Source organism: Chryseobacterium amylolyticum (assembly GCF_051011775.1).
GTDB lineage: Bacteria > Bacteroidota > Bacteroidia > Flavobacteriales > Weeksellaceae > Chryseobacterium.
This window is the reverse complement of record NZ_JBPCHX010000003.1, coordinates 349,851-371,453: the sequence shown is the minus strand read 5'-3', so window position 1 is coordinate 371,453 and position 21,603 is coordinate 349,851. Positions and strand designations below refer to the sequence as shown.

The following is a 21,603-nucleotide window of genomic DNA, read 5'->3' as shown; positions in this document are numbered from 1 at the left end:
TTTATTTTAATTAAAATCTATTCTGTATTTAAGGACAAACTGCCATTTCCTGTCAGAAACTACAGCATTGTTTGAAGGATCATTGGTATAAACGGGCCGGTTCTGAGCATCAAAGGTTAAACGGGAAGACATTCCATTCATCAAAAGAGAAACTCCGGCATCATAGATCACTGCATTATCATGAAGCCCTTTCAGATCTGAAAGCTGCATTCCTACAGCAGGCTGAAGCTGAAGGCTTTTCTTTTCTTTATCCAGATAAGGCAGGGTTCCTCCCAGTTGCACATAATACGTATTCCCGGTTCCGATAACAGGCATTGCATTTCCTGCTCCATTCAGGCTTGCCTGCGTAACCTCTACAGAAGTGGCGGGATTGTTGGTTCCCACATACCGGATATAATTGGGTCCATAATCGTTATGCATTGCCATTCCATAAGCGCTTATTGACGTTCCTTTTTCTTTGTTCAGCGGTGCATCGTAAAATAAATCTACCGCAAAGCTTTTCATATCATCATTCACTGTATTCTTACCGGAATCCAGATGCCATAATGCATTGTGGATATAATCAAAACCGGCTCCAAGACTTAGCACATTCTTCTTCCCTACATACGTTCCGGAATTAAAAGGGGTGGAAATATTTTCCTTGTCTAAAAAAGCATATCTGAAATATCCTGAGAAGTCTTTTCCAGGCGAGTTCTTGCTAAAAGAAGCTACATTCAGTTTCGGGTCGGAGGTTGCCATGGTATAGGGATCGGCCACGACCAGACGGTAATCAAACCTACCAAGCTGTCCTTTAATATAGGCACTCAATTCCCTTACGGTATAATCCGTTGCTCCCGCATTGGAGGTTGCGTAAGCGGGCAGGTCGTATAACAGCGTATTCAATGGTCCTGTAGTAAATCTTGAAAGACCACGCCATGTAGAACGTCCTGCACCAAAAGCAATTTTATCATTAAAAGCATATTCTGCATAAGCATCCAGAAGGTCAAAATAATTACTCCCTTTGGCATTTACGTTCACGTTGGTAGTTCCACCCTGCAATACAAACATCAGCTTTTCTGTTGGCTTATAAGTCATTTTCACACGAACTCTTCTGAGCGAAAGGTCAGACAGATCTGATTTTGCTTCATTATTGACAAGGCTTCCCGGATTAAGCTGGGTATATCTGGCCCACAATTCTGCATATCCGCTAAAGGAAATATATCTTGAGTGATCTTCATTGAAATAATGAGTCAATCCGGGATTATTAAAATCATTTTTTTTCTGGGCTTCTAATTTCCCCATCAATCCCAATAAGGAAAACAACGCAATTGCTGTTTTGAAAGAGGTAGTCTTCATAATTTTTCTATTCTTATCTTTTGTTGATTTCAACGGGACAAAATTAGACCGGGAATGTCCGGACAGGTATTAGAAATCTATTAGAAACCTTATAGAAAACTATTAAAAGGGTTAATGTTTTCTGATAAAAGAAAAATATAAAATACCTTTGTACAGTGCTTAGGGAATAAATGAAAGTCAGGCTTTTAAAACCAAAAAAAACATTTAAAAAACCAACACATATCCATAGTATTTCTTTATGAAAATTTTAATTGTAGAAGATAATTCACGTGTTTCAGGTCTTTTAAAAAGAGGGCTGGAAAGCCAGCAATATCAGGTGTATATTTCGGAAGATGCAGAAGATGCGATTGTTCTGCTGAATAAAATAACATTTGATCTCGCCATTACGGATATTATGCTCCCAAAAATGAGTGGAATTGATCTGTGTAAACTGATCAAACAGCAATATCCTGACCTTCCCATCATCATGCTTACCGCTCTGGGGACGATTGATGAAAAAATTGAAGGATTTGACGCCGGAGCAGATGACTATATGGTAAAACCCTTTGAGATCCGGGAGCTCTATGTGAGAATCAAAGCTATTCTGCAGAGAAGATCAGCTAAAAATAAGGAAGCATATCTTACCTATCTTGAGTATCATGACCTGAAGATTGATAAGAAATTCAACAGGGTTTTCAGAAACGGAGCGGAAATAGAACTCACTCCCAAAGAATTTAAGCTGCTGGTTTTTCTGGTAAACAATGCGGAAAGAATTCTTACCCGTGAGGAAATTGCAGAAAATGTATGGGGAAATCATTTTGATACCGGAACCAATTATATTGATGTTTATATTGCTTATCTGCGGAAAAAGATTGATAAAAATTTTGATCATAAACTGATTCACACCAAACCCGGAGTAGGATTTATTTTTGCTTCACGATTATGAAAATAGCAACCCGAACAGCACTTATATATTCCATCCTTACGGCAGGCATCTTATTTTTGTTCGCCTACGTTCTTTATTTTGTTTCTGAAAAAAACAGGGAAGATGAGTTTAACGACCGGCTGGGATACAAAGTGATCTGGCGTTCAGAATTTATATTTGATGCCAGAATCAGTGATGAAAAAATCCGTGAACTTCACCAGCGTAACCAAAAACTGCTGAATGAAGCAGACATCAGTGTTTACAACAGTAAAAAAGAGCTTACCTTCACAGATATTCCTCCTCTCAAAAGCAATGAAAAATATCTGGATAAAATTATCAAATCCCATAAAAACAGAATATTCTGGCAGCAGGGTGACCGTCAGTATATTGCCATTCAGTTCCGGTCAAACGGAGAAAAATATTATATCATCGGAAGTGCGGTAGATGTCACAGGAAAAGCTCATATTTCGGAGTTTAAAAAAGATATTATCATCATTTATATCAGTTCGATTGTCATTATTTTTATTATAGGATTTCTTTTTTCCTATTACACGCTTAAACCTTTAAAGGATATTATTCTCCAGATCCGCGATATTTCAGAGCATAATCTGAATAAACGGCTGGATATTCCCAAGGCAAAAGATGAGATTTATGAACTGACAGAAACTTTTAATTCTACCTTCAACAGGCTCGAAAAATCCTTTAACAACCATAAACAATTTGTTACCACGATCTCACATGAATTCAGGACTCCTCTTTCTACGCTCATTGCAGAACTGGAGCTTGCCAAAGAGCTTAATGTAACATTGGATGATTATAAGCTTTCTATTGACAATGCCCTTCAGGATGCCAATGATGCTTCGGAACTGTCCTCTGCTTTGTTGGATTTCGCCAGAGCCAGCTATGATGTATCGCAGATCAGTTTTACCAATCTGCGCCTGGATGAAATTTTGGCAGAAGCCAAGCTTGCATTGCTGCAGAAAAATGCCGGTTACAAAATCGGAATCAATTATATGGGCAATGCCTCAGACGATGATGAAAACAATTATGATTTCTATGGCAACCCTTACCTGCTGCAGGTTGCTTTTTCGAACTTAATAGAGAATGCCTGTAAATATTCGGCGGACAAAAGCTGTCATATTGAAATAGAAACTAAAACAGAACATATAAAAATCCGTTTTGTTGATCATGGAATCGGTATTTCAGAAAAAGATCTTTCAAAAATTTTTGATCTTTTTTACCGTGGTTCCAATAAGAGTTTCGAAAAAGGAAACGGAATCGGTCTTTCCATTGTAAAAAGAATTGTAGAAATACACGAAGGAAAACTGACAATAGATTCTGAAGTCTCAAAAGGAAGTGTATTTACTGTAGAATTTCCCTCCAAAAAATAAAAAAGCAGTCAGAAACTGACTGCTTTTTTTTATGCTTTCAACCATTCTGAAGAAGAAAGATAGTTCTGATCCGGATAATAGATGAAGAGGCAGTTTCGTCCCTTAATGGTATTAATGATAGACTGCGTCAGTTCTCTTGGTACAGCGGGACATCCCCAGCTTCTTCCGATTCTTTTGTGCATGGCTGCAAATGCATCACTTACATAATCCGCTCCATGAAGTACAATTGCTCTTCTGTAGGCGGCATCATTAAAGCCTTTGTCCATTCCAAGCAATTTCAAAGAATATCCGTTATCCCCCTGATAGGTTGCATCTGTGATATAAAATCCCAGGCTGCTCTGCAGCGAACTTTCCCTGTTAGAAAAATTCGTCGCAAATTCTTCGCCTGTGTTTTTTCCGTGTGCCACCAATGAGTTAAACAGAACTTTTTTGTCTTCAAGATCAATTACCCAAAGTCTTTTCATATTAGAAGACATAGAAAAATCGCAGATAGTTAATAAATGCGAGTCCTGGGTAAGCAATCCTGCTTTTTTTAAATTTTCATAGCCAGTCAATGCTTTTGAGAACACTTCATAATTCAGTTCATGTTCGGGGTCAAATGCGATTGATTGGTACAGTGCTTCTGATGAAGATATGGCTGTTGTGCCCTTCTCAGATTTCGTTTCAGCTACTTTTTCAGTTTTCGTTGTTTTGACATTCTCACTTTTCACCACCACTCTTAGAGAAATGTAGAATGAAGTCGTCACCATGTAAACAAGGCCTAGTACACTATAAAATCCTTTCATTCAATAATATATAAATCCAAATTAGTGGGGCAAAATTATAAAAACATAATTACCAAGGGGTTATAACTCTAAAAAGTTTAACGCTATTTAAGAAACTTTAACGTCCTGATTTTGTGAATTAAAGCAGTTATTTTTGAGAATCCGGGGCAAATTCCAGACTCACAGAATTCATACAATATCGTAATCCGGTAGGTTTCGGGCCATCATCAAAAACATGCCCCAGATGGGAATCACATCTTTTGCAAAGTACCTCCACTCTGTCCATCCCGTAGGATTGGTCTCTTTTATAATATACGCCTTCTTTATCTGCTTCAAAGAAACTCGGCCAGCCACAGCTGCTGGAAAATTTTGAGGTAGACCGAAAGAGATGATTTCCGCACACAGCGCAATAGTATTCCCCGATTTCATCAAACTCGTTATATTTTCCGGTAAAAGCCCTTTCGGTAGCAGCCTCTCTTGCGATTGCATATAAGTCCGGAGCGAGGATTTCTTTCCATTCTTCATTGGAAACATCAAGTTTTGTGGTATCAGTTCTGGAGTAGTATGGATTGCTTTTTGCTTCTGTATTTTCCATAAGAGTTTTTTTAATAGGTTCATATTTCTGCGTACATGCCTGCAGAAAAAATAATAGGATGAGTGAAACTAAAAATTTCATTACAAATTTTATTGTTTAACCGCAAAAAGTTTGAAGCTTAAAAGCTTTTTTTAAGATTAAACGGTTTCATAACCAAATTTAGTAAATTTGAGAATATGAATGACGAAGCAAAAAGAAAACAGCTCAGAAAATATAAAGCATTTGCCACAGGACTATTCGTCCTGATGGCCGTTATTTTCATCGTTACCACTATTTTACAGAAGTCTGACAGCTCTCACTGGGTTGGCTATGTACGGGCTTTTGCCGAAGCAGCAATGGTGGGTGCGCTGGCCGATTGGTTTGCGGTAACGGCACTCTTCCGTCATCCTCTTGGGCTTCCTATTCCTCATACCAATCTTATTGAAAACAGCAAACAAAGATTAGGGGATAATCTGGGAAGCTTTGTAGTGAGTAATTTTCTTTCTCCACAGAATATCCGTCCCTATATTCAAAAACTCAAAGTATCCAATTTCGCCGGCGAATGGCTTGGGAAAGAGAAAAACCAGGAAATATTACTGAGAAACCTGTCCGATATTGTACTGGATATTCTTAATAAACTGGACGATTCCACGGTGAGCCAGTTTATTAGCAAAAAGGTATCGGAAATGTCAGATGATATTAAGCTCAATAAGGTGGTCGGAAACGGGATTCACTATATTCTTGAAAAAAATGATCATCAGAGAATCATTACCAACCTTTCCAAACAGATCAAAGAATATATCCTTGAAAACGATGAAATGATTAAAGACCGCGTAAAGAAAGGCAGCTACTCCTTCATTCCTTCTTTTGTAGACAATAAAATTGCGGATAAAATTGCCGACGGACTTTCTGATTTTTTCAAAGAAATAGAAGAAAATCCCCAGCATGAAGTAAGGGCATTGATTACACAGAAAATTCATGAATTCTCTGTTGATCTGAAAGAAGATCCTAAATGGGATGAAGAATTTAAAACCATCAAAAACGGTCTCCTGAAAAATGATAAACTGGATGAATATTCCAATGATATCTGGGTTTCTATCAAAAAAACGCTGATGAAAGAACTTCAGGAGGAAAATTCCGCACTGAAGAACTACCTTTCAAAAAACCTGAATGAGTTTGCGCAGAACTTAAAAACAGACGAAAACCTTCAGAATAAAATTGATCATTGGGTTCGTGTGACAGCCTATAAATACATTCTGAAAAATACGCATCAGTTCGGGAGCCTCATCAGTACAACTGTCGGGAACTGGCAGGGAAAAGAGCTCAGTGAAAAACTGGAGCTGGAGGTAGGAAAAGACCTTCAGTTTATCAGGGTCAACGGAACACTTGTAGGAGGCCTTGTAGGGCTGATTATCTACACTATTGCTCACTTTTTCATTTAAAACTAAAATCCACGATACTCAGCCATGAAAAAAGTTTTTACTGCATTCTTTTTTTGTTTCCTCACATGTGCCCTCTGCCAAAAAGTTGAATTAAAAAAAATAACGGATTCTTCCCAGACGTTTACAGGAGAAATCGGAGGAAAACCTGTTACCATTGAACTCAACTACACAGGCGTGGCAGACTGTGATCAGTATCAACACTATGTGGACGGGTGGTATTATTACGACAAATACAAAAAGAAAATCCCGCTCACCGGTATTTATGATTATTATGGAAGCCTCTCATTATATAATTTCGGAACAAAGCAAAAGCAGAATGCCAGGCTGTTAAAGGAGCAGATCACCTCTATGCAGAAAGTTGCGCAAACAGATGAAATAGCACAGAAGCTGGCTCCCCGGGAGTCTATACTATTTGGAAACCTCAACACTAACAGCAACCCGATTTCCGGACATTTTTATATGGGCAAAAAAGAGCAGCCGGTAAAATTATTTACAGGCAATGCTATGATCTACCGCCTCAACAACTATTTGTATTTACCCAATAATAAAAAGATCAATACGTACGACTTTATCAATAAAGCAGGAGGAAATGAACTGATTTCCTATGCATCCGGGAAAAACGGAAACAGGGTGCTTCTTTATTTTGAGCAAACTTCCAACTTTAATGCCTGCGGGCGATGTGGTGCAAGCGAAGGAGAAAAAGGTTACAGGGTTCTGTATTTTACAAAAGACTGGAATTATAAAAATTATGAAGAATTCCTGATTGAAAGCTGCCTGGAAAATATGTATGACGTTACCAAAACAAAATCCAAAGATAAACAAACCATTACCTATACAATAGGAAAATCCGAAAGCACTCCGGCCCATACACTTACTGTTGATCTGAAAAATGCATCCGTGGTAAAGTCCAAATAAAAAGAGAGCCCTATAGACTCTCTTTTATTTTATCTCGGTAATCTGCCTGCTCTTTTCAGAAGTTCCTGATTGATCTCATTGATCAGAGCCGGCCCTTCATAAATAAATCCGGTATATAACTGAATAAGGCTTGCTCCTGCATCTAATTTCTCCATAGCGTCTTTTGCCGAATGTATTCCTCCTACTCCAATGATCGGGAATGCCCTGTTGCTTTTATCAGAAAGATATTTGATCATTTTCGTACTTCTCTCACGGATAGGTTTTCCGCTCAGGCCTCCGTTTCCAATCTGTTCTAAAACTTCCGGAGAAGTTTTCAGACCTTCCCTGTTCACTGATGTATTGGAAACTACGATACCATCAATTTTTGTTTCAGCAATCAGCTCAATGATTTCGTCTAATTGGTTGTTATTAAGATCCGGTGCAATTTTCAGGAGTATAGGCTTCTGTACCGCTTTTGACTGGTTTATTTTTTTCACTTCCGTAATCAGCTCTCTCAGATAGTCTACATCTTCAAGTTTCGCATGGCTTCCTACATTCGGGCAGCTTACATTCAGTACAAAATAGTCTACATGAGGATGAAGACCTTCAAAGCAGTCCAGGTAGTCCTGGGTATAGTTTTCCGGACTTGTATCCGTATTTTTCCCGATGTTTCCACCGATAATTATTTTTCCTTTGTTGGATTTCAGTTTTTCAATAGCTGCTTCCAGGCCATCATTATTGAATCCCATTCTGTTGATGATTCCCCCATCTTCAATAAGGCGGAATAATCTTTTTTTAGGATTTCCGGCCTGCGCTCTTGGAGTTACGGTTCCGATTTCCACAAATCCGAAACCTAAATCTGCCAGTTCATTGAACAAGACAGCGTTTTTATCGAAACCGGCAGCCAGTCCTACAGGATTTTTAAATTTCAATCCGAAAACTTCTCTTTCCAGACGTTTGTCTTCAACAGGTTTTGGGAAAAATAATTGAGTCAGAAATCCAAAATTCTTAAGTACCGAAAAGGTAAAGTGATGAACATCTTCGGGATCGAATTTGAAAAGAACCGGACGAATGAGCGATTTGTACATTGAAAAAAAGTTTTACAAAATTACTCATTTTAAAATTAATGCCCGATTGATGTATGATATTTTATCGAAATGTTTGATACATAGCATCTATAAAACCTAAAACTTTTTTCTAATCATTGAGATTATCTAAACGCTATGATTAGAAACACCATCCTGCCAAGGTTTAAAACCTTGACAAGGATATTTAAAATCTTAAGGTTGTAATTATCGTGAAAGGTTAAGAATATGAGCTCAGATCAAAATTCAGGATATCTCCTATTCTTTTGAACTCTTCATCTATAGTGGCGTTTACTGTAATTCTTTCATTGGAAATGGGATGATTAAAAATCAACTGATGGGCGTGAAGCGTCATTTTGCTGATGCCAAATGTCTGAAGCCACAACTTATTCTGTTTATTGCAGCCATGCTTACGGCAGCCTAAAATAGGATGCAGAATATGTTTAAAATGCTTTCTCAGCTGATGAAATCTTCCCGTTTCAGGAATGGCTTCTACCAAAGAATATCTCGAAGTCTGATGTTTTAAAAATGGCAGATCTATTTCCGAAATCTGCAAACGGCGATAATTTGTAACGGCATTTTGTCTGACTTCATTTTCATTAACCAAATCATAATCAATCGTTTCCACTTCTTTTGTCCAGCCGCGAAGGATGGCCAGATATTTCTTCTCTACTTCGCGTGATGAAAACTGCTCGCTCATGATTCTAAGGGTATCTTTATCTAAAGTGAACAACAGAACACCCGATGTTTTCCGGTCTAACCGATGTACGGGATACACTTTTTGCCCAATCTGCTTCTTCAGCTCCTGAATAGCATATGTATCGGCTTCTCCTGCATAAAAAGATTTATGAACCAGTAGTCCGCTGGGTTTATTAATGGCAATAATATGCTCATCGCGATAAAGAATTTCTAACATGGGGCAAAAGTAGAGGTTTTTTGATTATTCCTCAAACGTAAGATGCTCATTAAAAAACGGCAGCATCTGATTTTCAATTCTTCCGTTTTCTTTGCTCACTTCACTGCCGTGTGTCCCTATATATTCTTCTGCTTCATGTTTTATTTTCAGCATTTCAAGATTTTTGCTCAGGTTCATACAGCTTATGGGAATATGTTTTAATTCGTCATTCCTTCCCCAGTCAAATTTTATAGCCTTCAGTTTTTTAATATTTTCATAATGAGAGAAAATCAATTCTGAGGTAGAGTTTTTCTTTAATTCCTGGACAACAGCAGCATTCACTTTCAATTCATCACCTTCAAAAGAATAAGGGAAATCGGCATAGAAAGGAGGTTTATTTTCATTACCGTTATAAGCTCTTGCTATGGCGAAAATAATATTGGTTCTTGCATGCTCCCGTTTTGAAAGCTCCGAAATATCTTTAATACTATTCAGATTTTTATACAGGTCAATTTCATTGAGGGTAAAAAACTGGGCATCAATAATTCCGGGAGAAAGTGCATAGACAGAAGAAAAAACTTCGGGATGCAGAAAAGCATTCCGCAATGCTCCGTTTCCTCCCATAGAATGTCCGCTAATTCCGCGGCTTTCTTTATCAGCAATGGTTCTGTAATTTTTATCAATAAAATTCACCAGTTCAATGGAAGTAAAATCTGACCAGTTTCCGGAAGATTTTGAATTGGCATAAAAGCTTCCTTTGAAAACCGTGCTTTCATCAGGCATGACCATAATAACAGGCTTAATTTTTTTAGCATTAATGGCACGGTCAATAATATGATTCATTTTATCTCTGCTCACCAATAAACTGTCACTCCAGAAAAAGCCATGCAGGAAATAAATAACAGGATATCTTTTTGAAGATTTTTCATAATCCGGCGGCAGATAAATTGTCACTCTGCGCTTAGGATTTTCCCCGGCTTTATTTTGTAAGGTTCTGGCTGTAATATAAGCTGTCACCACTTTTCCTTCCGGAATTTTCTGTGCCCAAAACAACTGAGACAGAAAAACAAAAATTAAAATGAGAAAGGCTGATCTTTTCATTGCAAAATTTTAAGTCAGTTCAAATGTCGGTAAATTGTCTCAAAATAAGAATATAATGATGGAGATTTTATTCCTGCCTGATTAGCCCTGATTGCAGCGGCATCCTTTTGCGGAACGAAGTGGAGCAAAAGATACAGCGGAGAGCAGGTTCCCGGCTTCTGAAATCACAAAAGTGACTATTTACACTTTTATTTACTGCTTTTTTTGTTCATTTTCATGATTTTGGAATCCAAATTCCTATTTTTGCACATCAGACGTAAAAAAATTATGGCAAAGCAAGAAGATGTTTTCAAGAAAGTGATTTCTCACGCTAAAGAATATGGTTTTATTTTCCCATCGAGTGAGATCTATGATGGTTTATCCGCTGTTTATGATTATGGACAGAACGGTGCTGAACTTAAAAATAATATCAAACAATACTGGTGGAAAGCTATGGTACAGCTTAACGAAAATATTGTAGGTATTGATTCGGCAATTCTGATGCACCCGACAACATGGAAGGCATCCGGCCACGTAGACGCTTTCAACGATCCACTGATTGACAATAAAGATTCTAAGAAACGTTTCAGAGCAGACGTTCTGGTAGAAGATTACTGTGCTAAAATTGAAGATAAAGAGAACAAGGAGATTGAAAAAGCAGCGAAAAGATTCGGGGATGCTTTCGATAAGGATCAGTTTGTTGCTACCAATCCCAAAATCATTGAATATAGGGCAAAAAGAGAAGCTATTCTTTCAAGACTGGCAAAGTCTCTGGAAAATGAAGATCTTGCTGATGTAAAAGCTTTGATTGAGGAGCTTGAAATTGCAGATCCTGATACAGGCTCTAAAAACTGGACAGAAGTGAGACAGTTCAACCTGATGTTCGGAACAAAGCTGGGAGCTTCTGCTGACAGTGCTATGGATCTTTATCTGAGACCTGAAACAGCTCAGGGTATTTTCGTTAACTTCTTAAACGTACAAAAAACTTCACGTCACAAGCTTCCTTTCGGTATTGCACAGATCGGTAAAGCATTCAGAAATGAGATTGTTGCAAGACAGTTTATCTTCAGAATGCGTGAATTCGAACAGATGGAAATGCAGTTCTTTGTAGCTCCGGGAACAGAACTTGAATTCTACGAGCAGTGGAAGCAAAAACGTCTGAACTGGCACAGAGCTTTAGGTTTGGGAGACGAGAACTACAGATTCCACGATCATGAGAAACTTGCTCACTATGCGAATGCTGCAGCTGATATTGAATTTAACTTCCCATTCGGATTTAAAGAATTAGAGGGGATCCACTCAAGAACAGATTTCGACTTAAAGGCACATGAAGAATTCTCAGGAAGAAAGCTTCAGTTCTTCGATCCTGAAAGAAACGAAAACTATGTACCTTATGTAGTGGAAACTTCTGTAGGTTTAGACAGATTATTCCTTTCTATTTTCTCACATTGCTTAAGAGACGAAGTATTGGAAGACGGTTCAGAAAGAACTGTTTTATCGCTACCTCCTGCATTGGCGCCAATTAAAGCAGCTATTCTTCCATTGATGAAGAAAGACGGCTTAGCAGAATATGCAGAAAAGATCTTCAATGACCTGAAATATGATTTCAACTTATTCTACGAAGAGAAAGATGCGATAGGAAAACGTTACAGAAGACAGGATGCCATCGGTACTCCATACTGTATCACAGTGGATCACGACTCTCTTGTTGATCACACCGTAACGATCAGAGACAGAGACACAATGCAGCAGGAAAGAGTTCCTGTTTCAGAATTGAGACGCATCATTGATGAGAAGACGAACTTCAGAAATTTACTTTCTCAATTATAGTTTAAAAAGCCCTGTTTCAGGGCTTTTTTATTTTTTATCAACATATCTGTTAATTTATTACTTTTATCCCTCAAATTTTAACCATGAAAAAAATAACACTAATGGTGTTTGGGCTGATCCAGACCTTTGCTTTTTCCCAGACCCAGGACCTGACAACGCTAGCTGCCGGGGATCACGTGGGAATGAATGCTCTATTTGATGATAAAGACAATCTTTACGGCTACGTTTCTCTATATTCTTACGGAAAATCCGGTGACAAGACCAAAAAATTCGAGTATGTGATACTGGACAAAAACCTCAACCCTGTTGCCAATAAAGAATTTGAAGGAGACATTACGGCTGCCTCTTATTTAGGATATGTCGATTTCAAAGGACAGATTATCCTAAAGCCTTCCATGATGGATTATTCCCTTGTAAAAAGCAAAGAAATATTCACTCCGGTTTCTATGGTGATCGATCCAAAAACCAACTCCATTACCAGAAAAATATATTATGATTATCTGGAAAACGGTACTTTCAAAGAGATCAATGAGCCAAAGAGCTGGAAAGAACAGCGCAAAGAGAACCGTGACGAGAAGAAAGAAAAAGGTTACAACTATGTTTCTGCCGTTGGAGAACTGAAAGAAGGCGGTTATTTTGCTATTGAATACAAAGATTACGGCAAGTATGAGAACGGCAACAGCCTGATGAAGTTTGATGAGAATAAAAAAGAAGTCTGGAGATATAACTATAATACAGACGGAAGCAAAAAAATTCACACTTCTTTATCTGTTCTAGAAAGAGATGAGAAGTATATGTACTGTATCATGAAGAAGGTCAATGACAAGCAGAAAACATTCAGCCTGATGGTCCTGGATATGAAAACGGGTAAAGAAACGTCCAACAAACCCGTTACAGGATTATCTGATGATACGATAGACAATATTGAATCTTTTTACTCAGGATACCGAAAGCTTGACAATGATAAAACCTTTGATGATAAAGTAGTTCTTTTGGGAAGAAATTATGATAATTCCGAATCTGTAGGATTTGCAAGAATGATCCTCAATAAATCTGACTTTTCTGTTGATACGAAAGCCATCAATTACGAGCCTAATATCTCCGCTTTCCTTCCCAAAGTGGATAAATATGGAATGGTAGAAAGCGGCTACATGCTTCAGACCAAAGACATGTACTTTATGAACGATGGAAGTGTCGGTATTTTATCAGAAAAATATAAACCTGCAGGCCAGTACAATGCTCCGAAAACCACTGATCTTGTTTACATCTATACCGATAAGGATTTCAAGGTGAAAAATGTTCAGGTCTTTGAAAAGGAAAAATCAAAGTGGATAAACAGCGATTATCTGTTTTCGCAATACCTCAACGGAGGAAAAGATGTAGTGTTTTTCTACCGCGATTATCAGAAAGATGAAGTAACGAAACAGAAAAGGTGGAATCTGTTTATCAATACTATTATTGACGGAAAATTCAAACAGGAGATTATCCCGATTTCTGAAAAAGACAATTATGCCGTAACTCCGTATGTAGGAAAAGAAGGCTATATCCTGCTTCGTGAGTATAATGAGAAGGAAAAGTTTAATAAGATCCGTCTGGAGAAATTAAATTACTAAAATAATAAGAACCCTGACGTTTCATCAGGGTTCTTTCTTTTATGTTTGGCTAAAGCCAGTGGAATTTTTTATTATTTCAAAAACGGGCTAAAGCCCGTTCCTATTGATATTTCATCAGAAATACTTAAAATCAGTTTACTTTTGCCAGGGTCTCATTCGTTTGATAAAAATCTGCTATATTTTTTATTTCGTCAAGACTTAAATTCCACATAAAGTTCAGGAACTGCTGGTAACTTTCGCTTTGATTTTTAGGTTCTATCCTGTCAAGATACCGGTTCAGGTTATAATTTTTTCTCGCCTCGTATATTTTGGTAAAGCATTTTCCCAGCCAGCTTTTATAATATTTTTCTTCCTCTTCATCCTGCAAAAACTGCATGGCAGCATAAATTCCTAATCCATAATCTTCCGAGTGGAAATAATTGGGTAAAATCTCCATCCTTGCTGTTTTCTGTAATGCGGCAAACAGATCAGAAGGTTTTTCAGAAGCAGCGGGTGTTTTCAGTTCAGCAAATGTCTTTTTAAGCATTTCTATCCTTCTGGAAACTTCAGGATGTGATGCCAGGGAATCTTTGTTCAGCTTTTCTTTGTAAAAATTGTAGTTATACAGTGAGAAGTCTTCCTTTTTCATCCATTTTTCATTGAATGCCTGTCTGGGGAGATTAAATAGTTTTTTATAAGTTTCCACCTTTAATTCCCTTGGAGAGATCGTATCAAAATCCTGTAATCTCTGAAGAGCGTTTACAAATTCTGTTTTCCTGAAATCACTGTTTTTAAAAATAACATACCCTAAAGAATCTGCCTGTATTTCATTTTGTCTTCTTTCCACGCTTTTCTTGTAGACTCTGTTTTTAAAAATATCGAAAGCCTTTTGGTTCTGGCCCTGGCTTCTGCTTATCGTAGTAGACTTTATATTATCAACCACGATTTTATCCAGCTTATCCTGTTCGATGATTTTTAAAAAGGTTTTCAGGGAATGTTCTTCTATTTTATGTCCCAGTTCATGGGAAATCACTGCAGCAATCTGTTCCTCATTATTCAGCCAGCTGTACAATCCCATATTGATGACGAAAGTTCCGTCTGCAAGGCAATAAGCATTAGGAGTATTGTCCTTTGCAATCAGAATTTTCAGATCTTGTGGAATTTTAGGATTATTCTTTTTCAGACGTTGAATCATAGATTGTATGCTGGCTTCAAATTCAGATTTGAAAATGAAATCCTTATTCTTCACCTGCTTTTCAAAGTCAGTTCCGAATTCTTTATAGATCTTGGATAATTCTGAGCCCGTTTTCCCGGAATACTGCGCCTTCAGTCTCTTTACAGTAGCTTCATTATTCCCTTCAAAATTCTTCAAAAATGTTTTTCTCTGTATATAATCTGCAGTATCTATCGGCTTATACATCTGGGCTATTCCAATGATCGAAAATAGAAAGCAACCCAATACAAAAAGTTTTCTGGTCATAGTTTTCATCAATAAGAACAAAAATAACGTATTTGTGGGTTCATTTTAAATTTTATAGCCAAATTATTCTAAATTTGTTAAAGACCCATTCATGAAAAAATGAGAATACTGAAGTATATGATAGGCGGAGCTGTGGCAGGTGCAGCTGCTGCTTATTTTCTGGGATATGATTATTTATTTAATGGTATTTCCAAAACCTATCTGAAAGGAAAATCAAGTGCCTACATTGATGACGGAAATCTTTTCCCGAGCAACCCTGTTGCTACTGAAGAACCCAGACTCTGGGAGGAAGATCCCGGCTACAACAAAAAAGAATTACCGAAACATTTAGTTGAAAACTTAAAACATTCCAGAACAGCAGCTTTTGTGGTGATCAGGAATGGAAAAATCCTTCATGAACAGTATTGGGGCGGCTACAATCAGTTATCACAAACCAATTCTTTTTCGATGGCCAAAGCAGTGACGGTAATGCTATTGGGAAAGGCTCTGGAAGAAGGCATTATTCCGGATATTGATGAAAAGCTGTCGGATTTTTACCCGGAATTTAAAAATAAAGTATTCGGAAATCAGGTTACACTTAAAAATTTAGCACAAATGGAAGCCGGACTGGACTGGGATGAAAATTACAACAATCCTTTTCTTCCCAATGCCAAGGCTTATTACGGCAAAAGCCTTATAAAAGCGGTATTCTCAAGGAAATTTAAAGAAGAACCGGGAACCAGATTTGAGTACCAGAGCGGTTCTACACAGCTTCTTGGCTTTGCTGTCCGAAAAGCGCTGAACCAACCATTGGCAAGCTATTTATCAGAAAAATTCTGGATCCCTTTGGGAATGGAACAAAATGCCAAATGGAGCACAGATGATTACGGCATAGAAAAAGCCTATTGTTGTATTCATTCCAATGCAAGAGATTTTGCCAAACTTGGACAGCTGTTTCTGGATAACGGGAAGGCCGGTGATCATCAAATTCTTAACGCGGACTTTATTGAAAAGATGAGAACCCCTACAGAAAAGTCTGAAAACATTTATGGTATGGGACTTTGGATTAATCATGACAATCCGGTCAAACATTATTATTTCCTCGGATTGCAGGGACAGTATATCATTATGGTTCCGGAACATCATATTGTTATTGTAAAAACCGGAAGCTATCCCAACAATCCTAAAAATGACAGAGGAAGACCTGACCAGGTAAAATTCCTTGTAAATGAAATTGTAGAACTATTCCAATAAACAGCATGGAAAAGCACAGCATAAACGTTGATGAATACATTGAAAAATCTCCTGATTTTGCAAAACCTATCTTACATTATCTCCGTGAAATCATTCACGAAGCCTGTCCCGATGCGGAAGAAGCCATCAAATGGAAATTTCCTACGTTCATGTATAAAGGGAAGATTTTATGTTCCATCACCGCTTTCAAGCAATATTGCAGTATGGGATTCTGGCTGCATCAGGAAATGAAAACGTTACAGGAAATAGAAACAACTGCTGAAAAAAGTTCAATGTTCAGCTTAGGAAAAATAACCCGTCTTGAAGATCTTCCATCCCCAACTCAGCTGAAAAGAGCCATTAAAGAAGCCATGGAACTTACAGACATGGGTGTAAAGATGAAAAAAGCACCTCCATCCAAAATAGAAATGGAGGTTCCTGATTATTTTCAGTCAGCTCTAAATGCCCGGCCTAAAACGCTGGAAATTTTTAAAAAAGCTTCCCCGTCCTTCAGAAAGGAATATATTTCCTGGATCACGGAGGCTAAAACAGAAGCCACCAGAAATAAAAGAATGGAACAGGCTCTGGAATGGATAGCCGAAGGCAAAGGAAGAAACTGGAAATATGAAAGGAAGTAATCTTAATTACACATCGGGGTGTTTAAGCTTTCATTATTTTACCATAAAAGGCACAAAGTTTTAAATACTTCAATTTTCAGAACCAAACCTTATACATAATAAGTACACCTAAGTTTGTGAAAATCTTTGATTTTCATCTGAGCTTTTCTGCGGTATTATTTTACACTTACTTAAGTGAACTTAGGTGTTTAAAATGATACCTTTTATGACGCTGTGGTTTTGTAAAGTTTAAACAACTTTATCATTATTCTGAACTTAAAATTCCTGAAGGTAGGCAACAAGCTCAGTATATGATATATTTTGTCCTTCCTTCAATATTTTTCCGGTTTCAGATTCCTCAATAATGATATCATAATATCCGGTTTGAGAAAAATCAAATGTTGAAATATAGATGACAACATTTCCTTTTTGTATCCCTAAAGCTTCATTATCGGCATCCCAATAATCAACAAGCTTATATCCGTAAAAGTCTTTCCGGGACAGCTCATCCAATAAATAACTGATTTTAAATGTTTTATTTTCCACTCAAAAAAAAAATAGTAAAAAGGAAAAATAAGCAGAGTTTTTAAATTAAAATAATTCCTAATGGAATCTGAAATTGGCTTCCGGTAATGTATTCTTTTTCAGGAAGGCTTCATATTCCGGGGACAGCTTTGCACGGCCGAAAGTATTTTCTCCACTCATGCTTCCCAGGCGAACTTTATCCTTTCCAAATTTCCGGTTCATGGCATCCATTGCTTTCATTACGGGAAGATGCTGGTTTTGTATATCTTCTTCAAAAAGGCTGATCTGTCTCTGATCTTCAGGTACAAAGTCATTGACCATCACTCCTGCCCTTTTATAATGAAATCCTTCTCTGTAAATTGCTTCAAAAAGCTCGTTAACCACTCTCCCAATGAGAATGGATGAATTCGTAGGATTGGAAAGAATCCTTGTCATAGCATTTTTATACTCAGGCAGATCTTTTCTGAAACGGTTGGTCTGCACAAAAACGGTAATCATTTTACAGCAGGTATTCTGCTTCCTCAGCCTTTCTGAACAATACATTCCAAAGGTTTCCACCCGTTCCCGGACTTCCTCTTTTTTGGTAAGCATCTGCATAAAGCTTCGGGTAACCGCTATAGATTTTTTAGGGGAAGGAGCGTCCAGTTCCAGTTGACGGATTCCTCTCAGCTCGTTGATCATTCTTACTCCATGAATTCCCATGATCTTCCGAACCCACATTTCAGGTTTCTGAAGAAGATCCCAGGCTTTATACACTCCGCTGTCATTCATTTTGGCGGCAAGCCTTCTCCCGATTCCCCAGACATCTCCTATATTGAGCCATTTCAAAGCTTTTTCTATCTTTTCAGGAGTATCTAAAATATAAACTCCGTTAAATTTCTCAGGAAAATCTTTCACAATTCTGTTGGCTACTTTACATAAAGTCTTGGTAGGTGCAATTCCTATACTTACAGGGATATTTTCCTTTTCTCTGATCTCTTCTTTAATTTTAAAGCAGTATTCATAAATATCGATATACTTAAATCCTGTTAAATCAAGAAAGAGCTCGTCAATACTGTAAACTTCATGATCAAGAACATAGGATTTGGCAATATTGATGACCTGCTGGCTTTTATAATTATACAATTCAAATTTTGCAGAAAAGCTTTTTACGTCATGCTTCTGAAAAAGCTCTTTGTACTTGAATGCAGGAGCTGCCATCGGAATTCCAAGATCTTTTGCTTCCTTACTTCTGGATACAACGCATCCATCGTTGTTGGAAAGAACCACAACGGGTCTGCCTTCAAGATCGGGATCCAAAGTCCTTTCACAGGAAACAAAAAAATTGTTACAGTCTACCAGAGCATACATGACAATTGTATCAAATATCTGTACAAAATTATAGTTTTTAGGGAATAAAATAATCTTTTAATCCATAATTAACATCATATTTAACAATCTGAAAAACAAATGAATAAAATTTTTAAATACGACATGTTTTGTCGCATAAGCGCTTTAATTTTGTTTTCAAAAACATTATCATGATGCCCGTCAAATCATTCTCAAGCGCTCTTCCTCAAGGTCAATCTGATAAAGCTGATGGCGGATAATTTCTTCATTCACGGAAATATCTTTATTGAGTTCTGAAAGAAACTGTCTCTGGCTTTCCAGCATTTCAAAGAAGATATCTTTTGTTTTTTCATTCATCCACTCTGTTTCATCAGTCTGTATTTTTTCCTCCCAGTGTTTCAGCATTCTTTCTAATCCTGCATGGCTGTTCAGTTCACTTTCATGTTTATTTTTAAGGAAATGATAAATGTGCTGTTTCAGTTTCTGTTTAATTTCTTCCCTGGCCCGTTTGTCTTTCTCTTCATCTGTAAAGTCATCAAATATATGTCCGTATTTTATAAGGTATGGCAATGTGAGCCCCTGAACAAGTAATGTAAGCAGGATCACGACAAAAGTAATAAACAGGATAAGGTTTCTGTTGGGAAAAGGAAGTCCGTTTTCAAGAGTAATCGGAATCGCCAGTGCAGCAGCCAATGAAACAACACCTCTCATACCGGTCCATCCAAGCATAAGAGGCATCAGCAAACGTCTCCTTCTGGAAGAAACACGGGGGGCAACACCTGGCCGGAAAATCAAAGTGGCCAGCATTGCGGCATAGGAACTTATAATTCTGGCAGCAATCAGAATACCGGTCACCAATATCCCATATTGAATGGCTGTTCTCAAAGGAATGCCTTCGGACCTCAGACCGCCAACAATTTCAGGAAGCTCAAGTCCGATCATTAAGAATACAATACCATTCAGAATGAAAACAAAACTCTCCCATACACTATAACCTCTTATACGGCTGGTACTATTTAAGAATATCATCCGTCTGCCTGACATATATAAACCTCCGCAGACTACAGCCAGGACGCCGGAAGTATGAAACTGTTCTGCAATCCAATACATCAGGTAAGGCTCAATAAGTGTCAATGCAATATCTGAAGAAGCATCTGTAGGAAGCCTCCTGTGAGCCTGTACAAAAAGCCAAGCCAATACTAACCCGATTGCTGCACCTCCTGTTACCATCCATAAAAAATTCAACGATGCTTCCTGCCATATAAACTGGCCGGTTCCTGCCGCAATTAAAGCAAAACGGAATATAATCAGTGACGAAGCATCATTCAGCAGGCTTTCTCCTTCCAGAATAGCAGATGTAGCAGATGGTATTTTTACAAACTTCATAATCGCTCCTGTACTTACTGCATCAGGCGGAGATACAATTCCTCCCAGCAGAAATCCGAGCGCGATAGTAAACCCGGGTATAAAGTAATTAGCGGTCACTGCAACGGCAAGTGCGGTGAAAAAGACCACTAAAAAGGCAAAGCTTCCAATGATACGCCACCATCTTTTCATTTCTTTAAAAGAAATGGACCAGGCCGCTTCAAACAGCAAAGGGGGTAAAAAAATAAAGAAAATGAGGTCCGGATTGATCTTTACCACCGGGAGGCCGGGCACAAAACTAACGAGAAGCCCAAATACGACAAGCAAAATAGGATAAGCAATTTTTAATTTTGCCGCCCACATATTCAGCAGCACGATGGCGGCTATCATGGCAAGTAGAAAAGGTAAGATGGTATGCATTTGATATTGTGTTTTTATCCGTCATATTTACTACTTCTATTTGGTTTTTAAAAATTTAAAGCAATTTTTTTCTGTTCTGCATATTTATCCCCTGAGGATGAGTGTTCTGGAATTGTAAACGAATTTCTAATAAAACACGTCAAGTTTCGTCGCTTCCATGTTATACTTTTGTCCTGTAACAAAATAAGAAATATGGACAAAGTAACCTTAGAACGAATTCAGAAACTTCACCCGCTGGTAAGAGATGAAGTGAAGCAAATAATACAGGAATGTGACGAAGCCCTGACCGGCAGAGCCAAAATACGGATCACCCAGGGCTTAAGGTCTTTTGAAGAGCAGGAAAAGCTGTATGCAATCGGAAGAATTACTTCAGGAAAAAAGGTAACCAATGCTAAAGCAGGACAAAGCATCCACAATTATGGTCTTGCTGTAGACATCTGCCTGATGATTGACGGAAAAACAGCAAGCTGGGACACTGTAAAAGACTGGGATAATGACAAAGTTGCTGACTGGTATGAATGTGTAAAAATTTTTGCCCGTCACGGCTGGGACTGGGGCGGAAACTGGAAGACATTTAAAGATCTCCCCCATTTTGAAAAAAAGAATATTCCATCTAAAAAAGGTTCCGTAAAAACAAGCTGGAGAATGCTTTTAAAGATGCCAAGAGATAAGCAGGGTTATGTTATTTTTTAACCATTGTTGATTTAAGATTAAAAAAAACCAATAAACACATAACAATATGGTTTACAGTTCTATTTTTTAATAAAATTAATTAAAAATATTTATAATACGACAAGTTCTGACGCTTCCTCCATCTATATTTGCTTTATAAGAAAAACACCAAAAGCATCCTTATAATAAGCTGAAAC

19 protein-coding genes are annotated in these 21,603 nt (G+C 37.8%); 9 read left to right on the top strand and 10 right to left on the bottom strand.

All coding sequences use genetic code 11. The features are described from left to right. Positions 1 to 6: 6 nt before the first annotated feature. Entirely contained in the window at positions 7 to 1,335 is a 1,329-nt protein-coding gene (locus ACR1PO_RS10445; protein WP_433986725.1) for a hypothetical protein, read from the bottom strand. 238 nt (positions 1,336 to 1,573) lie between these two features. Here ACR1PO_RS10445 and ACR1PO_RS10440 point away from each other — a divergent pair, with 238 nt between their 5' ends. After that, complete coding sequence (locus ACR1PO_RS10440; RefSeq protein ID WP_433986724.1) at positions 1,574 to 2,260, top strand: response regulator transcription factor; 687 nt, start codon at positions 1,574 to 1,576, stop codon at positions 2,258 to 2,260. Continuing rightward, complete coding sequence (locus tag ACR1PO_RS10435) at positions 2,257 to 3,630, top strand: HAMP domain-containing sensor histidine kinase (RefSeq protein WP_433986723.1); 1,374 nt, start codon at positions 2,257 to 2,259, stop codon at positions 3,628 to 3,630. Before ACR1PO_RS10440 ends, ACR1PO_RS10435 begins: the two co-directional genes overlap by 4 nt. Before the next feature lie 29 nt (positions 3,631 to 3,659). On the opposite strand, the gene ACR1PO_RS10430 is transcribed toward ACR1PO_RS10435, so the two are convergent. Beyond that, positions 3,660 to 4,415 carry a murein L,D-transpeptidase catalytic domain family protein gene (locus ACR1PO_RS10430; RefSeq protein WP_433986722.1) on the bottom strand — a complete coding sequence of 252 codons (756 nt, stop codon included), beginning with the start codon at positions 4,413 to 4,415 and terminating at the stop codon, positions 3,660 to 3,662. A 127-nt stretch (positions 4,416 to 4,542) separates the two neighbouring features. After that, complete coding sequence (gene msrB, locus ACR1PO_RS10425; protein ID WP_433986721.1) at positions 4,543 to 4,989, bottom strand: peptide-methionine (R)-S-oxide reductase MsrB; 447 nt, start codon at positions 4,987 to 4,989, stop codon at positions 4,543 to 4,545. A 176-nt stretch (positions 4,990 to 5,165) separates the two neighbouring features. Between msrB and ACR1PO_RS10420 the strand changes: the two genes are divergently transcribed. Then, positions 5,166 to 6,410, top strand: coding sequence for a DUF445 domain-containing protein (locus tag ACR1PO_RS10420; protein ID WP_433986720.1), 1,245 nt, complete (start codon positions 5,166 to 5,168; stop codon positions 6,408 to 6,410). A gap of 24 nt (positions 6,411 to 6,434) precedes the next feature. Beyond that, the gene (locus ACR1PO_RS10415; RefSeq protein WP_433986719.1) at positions 6,435 to 7,325 is read left to right on the top strand and encodes a hypothetical protein; all 891 of its coding nucleotides are present in this window, start codon (positions 6,435 to 6,437) and stop codon (positions 7,323 to 7,325) included. A 29-nt stretch (positions 7,326 to 7,354) separates the two neighbouring features. Here the strand turns inward: ACR1PO_RS10415 and ACR1PO_RS10410 are convergent, their stop codons facing one another. From ACR1PO_RS10410 to ACR1PO_RS10400, 3 genes are all read right to left on the bottom strand, one after another. Continuing rightward, complete coding sequence (locus tag ACR1PO_RS10410; RefSeq protein WP_433986718.1) at positions 7,355 to 8,392, bottom strand: quinone-dependent dihydroorotate dehydrogenase; 1,038 nt, start codon at positions 8,390 to 8,392, stop codon at positions 7,355 to 7,357. A gap of 217 nt (positions 8,393 to 8,609) precedes the next feature. Beyond that, positions 8,610 to 9,305 (bottom strand): pseudouridine synthase, encoded by a 696-nt coding sequence (locus tag ACR1PO_RS10405; protein ID WP_332388589.1) that lies wholly within the window; start codon positions 9,303 to 9,305, stop codon positions 8,610 to 8,612. Between the two features lie 24 nt (positions 9,306 to 9,329). Next, positions 9,330 to 10,385, bottom strand: coding sequence for an alpha/beta hydrolase-fold protein (locus ACR1PO_RS10400; RefSeq protein WP_433986717.1), 1,056 nt, complete (start codon positions 10,383 to 10,385; stop codon positions 9,330 to 9,332). A 267-nt stretch (positions 10,386 to 10,652) separates the two neighbouring features. On the opposite strand from ACR1PO_RS10400, the gene ACR1PO_RS10395 reads away from it, so the two are divergent. Both ACR1PO_RS10395 and ACR1PO_RS10390 read left to right on the top strand, forming a co-directional pair. Further along, complete coding sequence (locus ACR1PO_RS10395) at positions 10,653 to 12,194, top strand: glycine--tRNA ligase (protein ID WP_332388591.1); 1,542 nt, start codon at positions 10,653 to 10,655, stop codon at positions 12,192 to 12,194. A gap of 83 nt (positions 12,195 to 12,277) precedes the next feature. Continuing rightward, positions 12,278 to 13,807 carry a hypothetical protein gene (locus ACR1PO_RS10390; protein WP_433986716.1) on the top strand — a complete coding sequence of 510 codons (1,530 nt, stop codon included), beginning with the start codon at positions 12,278 to 12,280 and terminating at the stop codon, positions 13,805 to 13,807. 130 nt (positions 13,808 to 13,937) lie between these two features. Here the strand turns inward: ACR1PO_RS10390 and ACR1PO_RS10385 are convergent, their stop codons facing one another. Beyond that, positions 13,938 to 15,266: a M48 family metalloprotease gene (locus ACR1PO_RS10385; RefSeq protein WP_433986715.1), complete on the bottom strand. Its 1,329-nt coding sequence runs from the start codon at positions 15,264 to 15,266 to the stop codon at positions 13,938 to 13,940. Between the two features lie 99 nt (positions 15,267 to 15,365). On the opposite strand from ACR1PO_RS10385, the gene ACR1PO_RS10380 reads away from it, so the two are divergent. After that, positions 15,366 to 16,499 carry a serine hydrolase domain-containing protein gene (locus ACR1PO_RS10380; protein ID WP_433986714.1) on the top strand — a complete coding sequence of 378 codons (1,134 nt, stop codon included), beginning with the start codon at positions 15,366 to 15,368 and terminating at the stop codon, positions 16,497 to 16,499. A 5-nt stretch (positions 16,500 to 16,504) separates the two neighbouring features. After that, positions 16,505 to 17,116 (top strand): YdeI/OmpD-associated family protein, encoded by a 612-nt coding sequence (locus ACR1PO_RS10375; RefSeq protein WP_433986713.1) that lies wholly within the window; start codon positions 16,505 to 16,507, stop codon positions 17,114 to 17,116. A gap of 255 nt (positions 17,117 to 17,371) precedes the next feature. Here the strand turns inward: ACR1PO_RS10375 and ACR1PO_RS10370 are convergent, their stop codons facing one another. The 3 genes from ACR1PO_RS10370 to ACR1PO_RS10360 form a co-directional block, all read right to left on the bottom strand. Then, positions 17,372 to 17,641, bottom strand: a complete 270-nt coding sequence (locus ACR1PO_RS10370) for a hypothetical protein (RefSeq protein ID WP_433986712.1) — start codon at positions 17,639 to 17,641, stop codon at positions 17,372 to 17,374. A 57-nt stretch (positions 17,642 to 17,698) separates the two neighbouring features. Continuing rightward, positions 17,699 to 18,970 carry a Y-family DNA polymerase gene (locus ACR1PO_RS10365; RefSeq protein WP_332388596.1) on the bottom strand — a complete coding sequence of 424 codons (1,272 nt, stop codon included), beginning with the start codon at positions 18,968 to 18,970 and terminating at the stop codon, positions 17,699 to 17,701. A gap of 180 nt (positions 18,971 to 19,150) precedes the next feature. Then, positions 19,151 to 20,734, bottom strand: coding sequence for a Na+/H+ antiporter (locus ACR1PO_RS10360; RefSeq protein WP_433986711.1), 1,584 nt, complete (start codon positions 20,732 to 20,734; stop codon positions 19,151 to 19,153). Between the two features lie 192 nt (positions 20,735 to 20,926). On the opposite strand from ACR1PO_RS10360, the gene ACR1PO_RS10355 reads away from it, so the two are divergent. Further along, positions 20,927 to 21,427 (top strand): M15 family metallopeptidase, encoded by a 501-nt coding sequence (locus tag ACR1PO_RS10355; protein ID WP_332388599.1) that lies wholly within the window; start codon positions 20,927 to 20,929, stop codon positions 21,425 to 21,427. Positions 21,428 to 21,603: the final 176 nt, after the last annotated feature.